A 9,545-nucleotide genomic window follows, 5' to 3' on the forward strand; every position below is an offset into this window, starting at 1 on the left:
TGTCCACACCCTGGGACGCGCGTCCACGCGAAAGTGCCCGCCGGGCGGACCGGCGGGCACTTCGGCGGAACGGGCGGGCGGCCGCCCGCGTCTGGCGGAGGATCAGACCTGGCCGGCCTTCTCCAGCGCCTCGCAGCAGGTGTCCACCAGCAGGCGGGTCACCACGTACGGGTCGACGTTCGCGTTCGGGCGGCGGTCCTCGATGTAGCCCTTGCGGTCCTGCTCGACCTGCCACGGGATGCGGACCGAGGCGCCGCGGTCGGAGACGCCGTAGGAGTACTGGTCCCACGGGGCGGTCTCGTGCAGGCCGGTCAGGCGGTCGTCGATGCCGGCGCCGTAGTTCTTCACGTGGTCGAGCGGCTTCGAGCCCTCGCCCAGCGCCTCGCAGGCGGTGATGATCGCGTCGTAGCCCTCGCGCATCGCCTTGGTGGAGAAGTTGGTGTGCGCGCCGGCGCCGTTCCAGTCGCCCTTCACCGGCTTCGGGTCGAGCGTCGCGGCGACGTTGAAGTCCTCGGCCGTGCGGTACAGCAGCCAGCGGGCCACCCACAGCTGGTCGGAGACCTCCAGCGGGGCCAGCGGGCCGACCTGGAACTCCCACTGGCCGGGCATGACCTCGGCGTTGATGCCGGAGATGCCCAGACCCGCCTTGAGGCAGTTCTCCAGGTGCGCCTCGACGATCGGACGGCCGTGGATCTCGTCCACGCCGACGCCGCAGTAGTAGCCGCCCTGCGGGGCCGGGAAGCCGTTCACCGGGAAGCCCAGCGGACGGGTGCCCTCGAAGAAGGTGTACTCCTGCTCGATGCCGAAGATCGGCTCCTGCGCGGCGTACTTCGCGGCGACCTCGGCCAGCGCGGCACGGGTGTTGGACTCGTGCGGCGTCATGTCCGTGTTGAGGACCTCGCACAGCACCAGGACGTCGTTGCCGCCGCGGATCGGGTCCGGGCAGGAGAAGACCGGCTTGAGGACGCGGTCCGACGCGTGGCCCTTGGCCTGGTTGGTGCTGGAACCGTCGAAGCCCCAGATCGGCAGCTCCGCCAGCGGCAGACCCTCACCGGCGATGATCTTCGTCTTGGAGCGAAGCTTCGCGGTCGGCTCGGTGCCGTCGATCCAGATGTACTCAGCCTTGAAGGTCACGGGGTCATCCTTAGGGCGTGGCGTGCTGCTGCGGGGATCCGCGGCGGCTCGCGGCACTGCGAGAAGTCGCGGGGCGGCGCCGGACGCCCGGCCGGTGCCCCGGCCCGCCGCGTACGGCACCTTTCGTGTGACCGCAGCTTCGCAACACGGGATTTCCCTTCGGTTGCCCGTTTGTGAACCCCGTGTTACTCAGCTTTCCCGCTCCTCCCGCACGGCCTGTGCGAGCCCGTGCGCGTCCAGCAGCCCGCCGAAGCCGGCCGACCGGATCCGCCGGACCAGCTCGTCCCGCGTGATCCCCAGCGCCTCCGCCGTCCGCCCCGGATGCCAGTCGCAGGACGCCAGCCTGCGCAGCAGATAACCCCGCCTGACCTGCGCGTCCGTCAGCCGGAAGGTCTTCAGATAGGCCGTCCGCCCCTTGTGGTCGGTGATCAGCTCGCCGATGTGCTGCTCCCGCCCGTCCCGCGCGAACGGCGGCAGGAACCGGTACAGCGCGAACGACCCCATGCGGTACACCCGCTCGAAGGCGTACGGGGTCTCCAGCAGGTCCCGCGCCATCAGCCCGTCGTGCGCCGCCGCCCAGCGCCGCTCCTGCTCCCGCGCCGCCGCCCGCAGGTCCGCGAGGTCCCGGATGCCGCCCGCGCCGTCCCGGATCCGGGCCTCGAATCCGGGCACCGGCGCGCCGTAGTGCGCGTACTGGTGCACCAGCTCGCCGTACAGGTCCTCCACCAGCGTCGGGTGCAGCAGCCGGTAGTCCTCCGGGTGCGGCACGACGAACGCCGCCGCGAGCGCGTCCGCCGCGTACACCATCACCCCGCACTGCCCCGGGTGCAGCTCGAAGACCCGCAGCGCCTCCGCGAGCCCCGGCACGTCCCACCCGGCGTACGCCGCCTCCGCGCGCGGCGAGAGCCCCTGCCGCAGCGCGGTCCGCGACCACTCGTCCCACAGCACGGACGGCCCGCCGAAGTGCAGCGCCAGATACCCCTCCAGCGCCAGGTGCAGCGGCAGGAACCGCAGCCGTCGCCCGCCGTGCCGCCGCTTCGCGAGCCGGTGGTGCGCGGCGCGCACCGGCACGGCGGCCGGCGCCCCGTCCCCGAGCCGCGTCCCGTACGCCGCCTCCTCGCGCCCCGCCCCCGACCAGTCCGCGACGAAACCGTGCGGCACGTACGAGGTGTAGGCGGTGCCGTCGCCGACGTCCACGACGGCGTCCCCCTCGGGGTCCCCGTCCGCCGCGTACACCTCCCGGCTCAGCCGCAGCCCCGCCACCGGTTCGGCCCGCACCAGCGGCACCAGCCGCACCCCGCCCCACACCTGCGCGGGCCGGGTCTCCAACCCGGTCAGATCGATCCGCGTCACGCCGTCCGCCCCGTCCCCTGCCCCGCTCCGTGCCCCGTCCCCTGCCCCGCTCCGTGGGCCGCCAGGAAGTCCGCCACCCGCCGGTCCAGATAGGCGCGCAGCTCCGTCAGCCCGGTCCGGCCCTCCGCGAACCCGGCGATCTCCACCAGCGCCGGCAGGTCCTCCGCGTCCCGGATGCCGACCGCCGGCACCGAAGGACCCAGCCGGCGCACGTCGAACACCTCCGCGTCGTATACGGGGTTCACGTGGACGGCCGCCGTCCGCCGCCCCGGATCCAGCCGCGACCGCCAGACCCGCAGCACCTCGCCCGCGAGCCCCGGCGGCGCGTTGTCCCAGCCGTCCGAGACGATCACCAGCCGGTCCGGGCCGCCGTCGAGCGCGTCCAGGATCCGCAGGCCCAGCGGGGTCGGCCCGTACGGCCGGACGAGCAGCGGATCCGTGCCGCCCGACGTCCACCGGCCCGTGTACGCGCCCGGCGCCGCCAGCGCCTCCAGCAGGAAGTGGCAGCCGAGCGCCACGGCCAGCGGCCGGCGCCGCTTCACCGCCGAACCCGACGACGAGAAGCTGTCGTCGAGCACCGCCGCGACCCGCCCCCAGCTCCCCGCGTACGGCCCCGCCGCCCGGCGCGCCGCCGCCCGCAGCGCCCCCGTCAGCTCCGCCCGCCGCGCGGCCCGCTCCGCGAACGGCAGCACCAGCACGTACAGCGCCAGCCGCGTCAGCGGCATCCCCGCCAGGTCCCGGGCGGTCCCGGCGGCCCGCGCGGTGCGCAGCCGCTCCAGCCGGGTCATCCGGGGCGCGATCCGCTCCAGGAACACCTCCCGGGGCACTCCGTGCTTCGCGGCGAACCCCTCGGCGACGCTGAACGGCAGCCCGTACAGCGCGGCCTCCTCGTAGTGCGCCCGCCGGTACGCCTCCAGCGTCGGGTGCGCGTACCGCACACGGCGGCCCGGCGCGAAGAGGAAGTCGCCGGTCTCGGCGTCGGCGGCCGGCACGTGCGCGTGCCGCAGCGCGGCCTTCACCCCCGCCCGGTACTTCACCGCGTCCAGCGCCGGATCCGGCCGCGCGGCCAGCCACTCCCGCACGATCGCGCGCGTCCGCCGGTTGTTCACGCCCGCCCGCCGCAGCTCCCGGAACAGCCGGTACACCCGCTGCGGCGCCATCCGCGCCAGCCGGGCCGCGATCAGCCGCCCCTCCCCGTCGCCGGCCTCGCCGGGCGTCCGCAGCAGCTGCCCGGCGACGAGCGCGGCGTTGTGGTCGTTGATGTCGAGCGCCAGGCACGCGGCGTACAGGGGGCGGTAGTTGATCCGTACGTACGCGTGGAGGAAGTCCAGCGACAGCCGCTGCTCCTCGGCCGGGGAGCGGAACTCCCGCTGCCCGGTCGCGGTCACGGCCGCGTTGACGAACAGCAGCACGTCCTCGGCGGCGACCAGCTCGGACACCACGGCCCCCTTTCCCCGCGCGTCGGCGTGCCGGCCGGGGAGAGGGAGCGCGAACAGCGAAGACGTTGCTTCAGGCAGGTTCCGGAAGTCGCGCCGAAGTCCCGCGGCCGGCACCCCCGCACGCTAACCGGCGCCGGGGCGGCGGCGCCAGCCGAAAACGGGCGGGACCCGGCCGCCCCGGCCGATACCGGGTGGGACGCGACCGCCCCCGCCGATACCGGGTGGGACGCGACCGCCCCGGCCGGGCAGACTGGGGCCCATGGCGACCCTCTCCGCATCCCCGTCCCCGTCCCCGTCTCGGCGTCCCCGCATCGGACTCGTCGGCACCGGCCCGTGGGCCGCCCGCACCCACGCGCCCGCGCTCGCCGCGCACCCGGGGGTCGAGTTCGCCGGCGTGTGGGGCCGGCGCCCGGAGGCCGCCGCCGAACTCGCCGCCGCGTCCGGCACCCGCGCGTACGAGGACCTGGACGTCCTCCTCGCCGAGTGCGACGCCGTCGCGGTGGCGCTGCCGCCGGACGTCCAGGCCACCGTCGCCGCCCGCGCGGCCCGGGCCGGCTGCCACCTGCTCCTCGACAAGCCGCTCGCCACGACGGTCACCGCGGCCCGCGAGGTCGCCGAGGCGGCGGAGAAGGCGGGCGTCGCCTCCGTCGTCTTCTGCACCCTGCGCTTCGCGCCCGAGACGGCCCGCTGGATCGAGGAGCAGCGCGCGGCGGGCGGCTGGTACGTCGCCGAGGCCCGCTGGCTCGGCTCGCTCTACGCGGCCGGCTCCGCGAGCCCGTACGCCGACTCGCCCTGGCGCCGCGAGAAGGGCGGCCTGTGGGACGTCGGCCCGCACGTCCTCTCCGTCCTCCTGCCGATCCTCGGCGACGTGACGTCGCTGACGGCCGTGAAGGGCCCGGCGGACACCCACCACCTGACGCTCCGCCACACCTCGGGCGCGAGCAGCACCGCCACCCTCACCCTCAGCGCCCCGCCGGCCGCGGCGGGCGCCGCGATCACCCTGCACGGCACGGCGGGCCGCGCGGACCTCCCCGGCTGGAACGGGGCGGGGGAGGCGTACGGCCACGCCGTCGACGCCCTCCTCACGGCCGCCCGCACCGCCACCCCGCACCCCTGCGACGCGCGCTTCGGGCTCCGCCTCACCGAACTCCTCACCGAGGCCGAGGCCCGCGCGGCGGCGGTCTGACGGCGGGCCGGCCGCCCGCCCCGCTCAGGCGCCCGAAGCGGCCCGGCCGCGCCCGAGCGCGTCCCGCACGGCCTCTTCCGTGCGGGCGACGACGGCCGTGCCGTCCTCCGCGGTGATGATCGGCCGCTGGATGAGCCTGGGGTGCGCGGCCAGCGCCTCGATCCACCGCTCGCGGTCCTCGGGCCGCCGCCCCCACTCCTTCACCCCGAGCTCCTTGGCGACGGCCTCACCGGTGCGCGTGATGTCCCACGGCTCCAGTCCCAGCCGCTCCAGAACTCCCCGGATCTCGTCGGCGGTCGGCACGTCCTCCAGGTACTTCCGGACGGTGTACTCGGCCCCCTCCGCGTCGAGCAGGGTGAGGGCGCCGCGGCACTTGGAACAGGCGGGATTGATCCAGATCTCCATCTCCCCAAACTACCGCCGAACCCCGTCCGACCAGGCCCGATTGTCAGTGGCAGCACCTAAAATGGAAGGCAGAAGGCAGGGGCCCAGGGGAGGCCCCCGCCCCCGTTCGCCAGGAGGTAGCCCATGGCAACAGCCGTGATCCGCAGGCCGTCCATCGAACCCTTCACGCCGCTCCAGAAGAAGCCCCTCCCGGCCGGCCGCCCGCGCGAGTGGTACGTCACCCACAACCGCCGCCTCAAGGCCATGCGCCTCGCGATCGCGCTCCTCGACTCCGGGATCTACATCCCGTCCAAGGCGACGAACGCCACCATCCGCACCACGGCCCACCGCATAGGCATCCACCCGCCCTCCGACACCACCTGCCGCCTGGTCCGCACGTTCATCCGCCAGCACCACTGACCGAACCGTCCCGCCGCCGCCCCGGGGCCACCGGGGCGGCGGCGGTGGCGCTCCCGGCCCCTCCGGCCTTGCGCGAGGAGCGGAGGCGCCGGTGACGGAGCACGGCGATCCACCACCGCAACAGGTCCTCGGACCGGGCGGGCACCAGGATGCGCAGCGCCCGCAGGGCACACCACATCAGCGCCGTGAACATCGCCATCAGACAGGCCGCCCACCAGGGGACGCCCGCGTCGATCACCGGAAGCTGGATCACGAGGCCCGCACCTCCGGCCGGAGGCGCAGCGTGGCGCTCCCGAGGGTGATGACGGTGTGTCCGCCGTCCCGCTGCCGCACGGCGCCGGCGATCCCGGCGACCGGGTCCGTCAGCGCGGCGACGAGGTCTCTCTCGTAGGGAACCGCACCCCAGCTCAACACCCAGTGGTCTCCACGGCCGCGCAGGGTCCGGTGCTGGCGGTGGTCCAGGTCGAGCCAGCCGGGGCGGGTCAGCGGATCGTAGAACCAGTTGCCGATGGCCCAGGAGCGGTGGGGATCGCGGGCGGTGACGCGCGTCAGCACGCCGGCGATCAGGCGCTGCGCGTCCTCGGTGGCCTCGGGCACCCGGCGCAGCTGCTCCTCCTCGGCCCGGGTGACCGGCACGGCGGTGGTCAGGGCGTTGAAGTTCGGCTCGGAGACGGGGCCTTCCGCCCTGCCCGAGACGTGCCCCGTGACGACCAGCTCGGCTCCCGTCGGCAGGTGGCGCAGCACGTAACCGGAGGACCCGCGGTGCTCCACGAGCCGGAGGCCCGGCAGACCGCTCCCGCCCATGGGGCCCCGGAGCAGGCGCCGCGTCACGTTGTCGGGGACGCTCGCGATGATCACCAGGCGGTCCCAGCGCGGGGACATGGTGAGGGTGTACCTGGAGAGGACCGAGACGTGCCATCCGGCGGGGCCCTCGTACGCGTGCGGATCGTTGTTGAGGTACCCGAGCGCGAGCAGCACCCGGAAGGCGCGCTGCTCCGGACGGCACTCGTCGAGACCGAGGGAGCGGTGCCGGGCGATGCCCGACCTCGCGGTGTCCAGCGTCTCACCGGTGTAGCGGGCGCGGTCGCGTGCGGTGGACGTGTGTGCGGGCATGCTTCACCTCACTGCCGCCCGGTCGGCGCGTCAGGGATCACATACCTGAGGACAACGGAGAACTCACCCACGCGGCAGGTGCTCCCCACCTTTGCCCGGCTTCGGCGAGTACCGGGCTCGCGTACTTCTGCCGGCTCCCGGACCCGCGTGGCGGACCGGCGACCGGCGCCACGTTACCCGAACCCCGAAGGTTCGCGGGGGAGAACGGCACAGACAACGGGACAGACAAGGGCACAGACAACGGCGAGGGCCGCCGTCCCCGGGGTGTCCGGGGGCGGCGGCCCTCAGTGGTGCGTGTGGTGCGCCTCGCGGTTCAGAGGTCGTAGTAGAGCTCGAACTCGTGCGGGTGCGGGCGGAGCTGGATCGGGGCGATCTCGTGGGTGCGCTTGTAGTCGATCCACGTCTCGATCAGGTCGGAGGTGAAGACGCCGCCGGCCTGGAGGTACTCGTTGTCCTCCTCCAGGGCCTTGAGCACGGCCTCCAGGTTGGTCGGGACCTGCGGGACGCTCGCGTGCTCCTCGGGGGCGAGCTCGTACAGGTCCTTGTCGATCGGCTCCATGGGCTCGATCTTGTTCTTGACGCCGTCGAGGCCCGCGAGGAGGAGCGCGGAGAAGGCGAGGTACGGGTTCGAGGACGGGTCCGGCGCGCGGAACTCGACGCGCTTGGCCTTCGGGTTCGAGCCCGTGATCGGGATGCGCATGGCGGCGGAGCGGTTGCGCTGCGAGTAGACCAGGTTGACCGGCGCCTCGAAGCCCGGGACGAGGCGGTGGTAGGAGTTCACCGTCGGGTTGGTGAAGGCGAGCAGCGACGGGGCGTGCTTGAGGATGCCGCCGATGTAGTAGCGCGCGGTGTCCGACAGGCCCGCGTAACCGGCCTCGTCGTAGAACAGCGGGGCGCCGTTGGACCACAGCGACTGGTGGACGTGCATGCCCGAGCCGTTGTCGCCGAAGATCGGCTTCGGCATGAAGGTCGCGGACTTGCCGTTCCGCCAGGCGACGTTCTTGATGATGTACTTGAACAGCATCAGGTCGTCGGCCGAGGCGAGCAGCGTGTTGAACTTGTAGTTGATCTCGGCCTGGCCGGCGGTGCCCACCTCGTGGTGCTGGCGCTCGACCTGGAGGCCGACCTTCTCCAGCTCCAGGGACATCTCGGCGCGCAGGTCGGCGAAGTGGTCGACCGGCGGGGCCGGGAAGTAGCCGCCCTTGTAGCGGACCTTGTAACCGCGGTTGTTCTCCTCCGCACCGGTGTTCCAGGCGCCGGCCTCGGAGTCGATGTGGTAGAAGCCCTGGTTCGCGGAGGTCTCGAAGCGCACCGAGTCGAAGACGTAGAACTCGGCCTCGGGGCCGAAGTACGCGGTGTCGGCGATGCCGGTGGAGGCCAGGTACGCCTCCGCCTTCTTCGCGATGTTCCGCGGGTCGCGGCTGTACGCCTCGCCCGTGATCGGGTCGTGGATGAAGAAGTTGATGTTGAGCGTCTTGTCGCGGCGGAACGGGTCCAGGCGGGCCGTGGAGAGGTCGGCGCGCAGCGACATGTCGGACTCGTGGATGGCCTGGAAGCCGCGGATCGAGGAGCCGTCGAACGCCAGCTCCTCGGACGGGTCGAAGGCCGTCGCCGGGATCGAGAAGTGCTGCATCACGCCGGGCAGGTCGCAGAAGCGGACGTCGACCATCTTGACGTCTTCGTCCTTGATGAACTTCGCGACTTCTTCGGCGTTCTGGAACCCGTGCTTGGACATCCAACTCCTCCTACTCCCGGCCCGGGGAGGGGCGGGGTTGCAGCTCGGTGATGCACCAGTGCGGTGGCGCACGCTCGCTCCCGACCCTAGGCAGTCGGGATTTCTCCAGCATGACCCATTTGTTTCGTCGAAGTTAACCGGGCCGGGTGGTGCCCCTCCGTGTCGTGCCCCATCCGCACCCGGACCGAAGTGATCGAAAACGGGCGCAGTACCGTGGTCGGGTGGACAACAGGCAAGCACTCGGATCGTGGCTCTCCGGCCCCCGTGCCGCGGCGGAGCAAGCAGGCGTGGACTTCGGCTACCGGGGGCGGCAGCTGGGCCTCCCGGAGGAGGGACCCGGCTCCATCGCCCGGCCCGGGGCGCGGCTCGGCGCGCTCGCCGTGGACTGGGGCCTGTGCCTGCTGATCGCATACGGTCTCCTCACGGACGGCTACAACCAGGCGACGGCCAACTGGGCCCTGCTCATCCTGTTCGTCCTGAACGCCGCGACCGTCGGCACCGTCGGCGCCACCCCCGGCAAGCTGCTCTTCCGGCTGCGGGTGATCGCGGTGGGCGGCGGCCGGCTGTCGCTGCCGCGCGCGGTGCTCCGCGCGGCCCTCACCTGCCTGGCGATCCCCGCGCTGGTCTGGGACCGGGACGGCCGCGGCCTCCACGACCGCTTCACCGGCGCCGTCCAGGTCCGCGCCTGACGGCCCCGCCGGCCGGCGGACCGGAGACGGAGAACGAACAGGCGGTGCCGACGGAAAAAGGCGGTGCCCCGGACCTTCCGCAGGTCCGGGGC

At 73.4% G+C, this 9,545-nt stretch carries 10 protein-coding genes; 3 read left to right on the forward strand and 7 right to left on the reverse strand.

Annotated elements, in window-relative coordinates; translation table 11 throughout:
- Positions 1 to 102: 102 nt before the first annotated feature.
- The 3 genes from glnII to ACFVQZ_RS27440 all read right to left on the reverse strand — a co-directional run bounded on the left by glnII (position 103) and on the right by ACFVQZ_RS27440 (position 3,926).
- Positions 103 to 1,134, reverse strand: a complete 1,032-nt coding sequence (glnII, locus tag ACFVQZ_RS27430) for a glutamine synthetase (protein WP_030496761.1) — start codon at positions 1,132 to 1,134, stop codon at positions 103 to 105.
- A 189-nt stretch (positions 1,135 to 1,323) separates the two neighbouring features.
- Positions 1,324 to 2,487, reverse strand: a complete 1,164-nt coding sequence (locus tag ACFVQZ_RS27435; protein WP_383626972.1) for a hypothetical protein — start codon at positions 2,485 to 2,487, stop codon at positions 1,324 to 1,326.
- Positions 2,484 to 3,926, reverse strand: a complete 1,443-nt coding sequence (locus tag ACFVQZ_RS27440; protein WP_383626975.1) for a hypothetical protein — start codon at positions 3,924 to 3,926, stop codon at positions 2,484 to 2,486. The genes ACFVQZ_RS27435 and ACFVQZ_RS27440 overlap by 4 nt, the downstream gene beginning before the upstream one ends.
- Before the next feature lie 259 nt (positions 3,927 to 4,185).
- On the opposite strand from ACFVQZ_RS27440, the gene ACFVQZ_RS27445 reads away from it, so the two are divergent.
- Positions 4,186 to 5,112: a Gfo/Idh/MocA family protein gene (locus ACFVQZ_RS27445; protein WP_383626978.1), complete on the forward strand. Its 927-nt coding sequence runs from the start codon at positions 4,186 to 4,188 to the stop codon at positions 5,110 to 5,112.
- A 24-nt stretch (positions 5,113 to 5,136) separates the two neighbouring features.
- Here ACFVQZ_RS27445 and ACFVQZ_RS27450 read toward each other — a convergent pair whose 3' ends face one another.
- Positions 5,137 to 5,517: an arsenate reductase family protein gene (locus ACFVQZ_RS27450; protein ID WP_383626981.1), complete on the reverse strand. Its 381-nt coding sequence runs from the start codon at positions 5,515 to 5,517 to the stop codon at positions 5,137 to 5,139.
- 123 nt (positions 5,518 to 5,640) lie between these two features.
- Here ACFVQZ_RS27450 and ACFVQZ_RS27455 point away from each other — a divergent pair, with 123 nt between their 5' ends.
- Positions 5,641 to 5,916 (forward strand): hypothetical protein, encoded by a 276-nt coding sequence (locus ACFVQZ_RS27455; RefSeq protein WP_030496766.1) that lies wholly within the window; start codon positions 5,641 to 5,643, stop codon positions 5,914 to 5,916.
- Here the strand turns inward: ACFVQZ_RS27455 and ACFVQZ_RS27460 are convergent.
- The 3 genes from ACFVQZ_RS27460 to glnA form a co-directional block, all read right to left on the reverse strand.
- Positions 5,897 to 6,169: a hypothetical protein gene (locus ACFVQZ_RS27460; protein WP_036416003.1), complete on the reverse strand. Its 273-nt coding sequence runs from the start codon at positions 6,167 to 6,169 to the stop codon at positions 5,897 to 5,899. The two genes, ACFVQZ_RS27455 and ACFVQZ_RS27460, sit on opposite strands and share 20 nt — an antisense overlap.
- Entirely contained in the window at positions 6,166 to 7,029 is an 864-nt protein-coding gene (locus ACFVQZ_RS27465) for a hypothetical protein (RefSeq protein ID WP_383626984.1), read from the reverse strand. Before ACFVQZ_RS27465 ends, ACFVQZ_RS27460 begins: the two co-directional genes overlap by 4 nt.
- A gap of 313 nt (positions 7,030 to 7,342) precedes the next feature.
- Positions 7,343 to 8,764, reverse strand: coding sequence for a type I glutamate--ammonia ligase (gene glnA / locus ACFVQZ_RS27470; RefSeq protein ID WP_030496768.1), 1,422 nt, complete (start codon positions 8,762 to 8,764; stop codon positions 7,343 to 7,345).
- Between the two features lie 221 nt (positions 8,765 to 8,985).
- Here glnA and ACFVQZ_RS27475 point away from each other — a divergent pair, with 221 nt between their 5' ends.
- Complete coding sequence (locus ACFVQZ_RS27475; protein ID WP_030496769.1) at positions 8,986 to 9,453, forward strand: RDD family protein; 468 nt, start codon at positions 8,986 to 8,988, stop codon at positions 9,451 to 9,453.
- Positions 9,454 to 9,545 lie beyond the last annotated feature (92 nt).

Source organism: Streptomyces sp. NPDC057854 (assembly GCF_042797055.1).
Classification (GTDB): Bacteria; Actinomycetota; Actinomycetes; order Streptomycetales; family Streptomycetaceae; genus Streptomyces.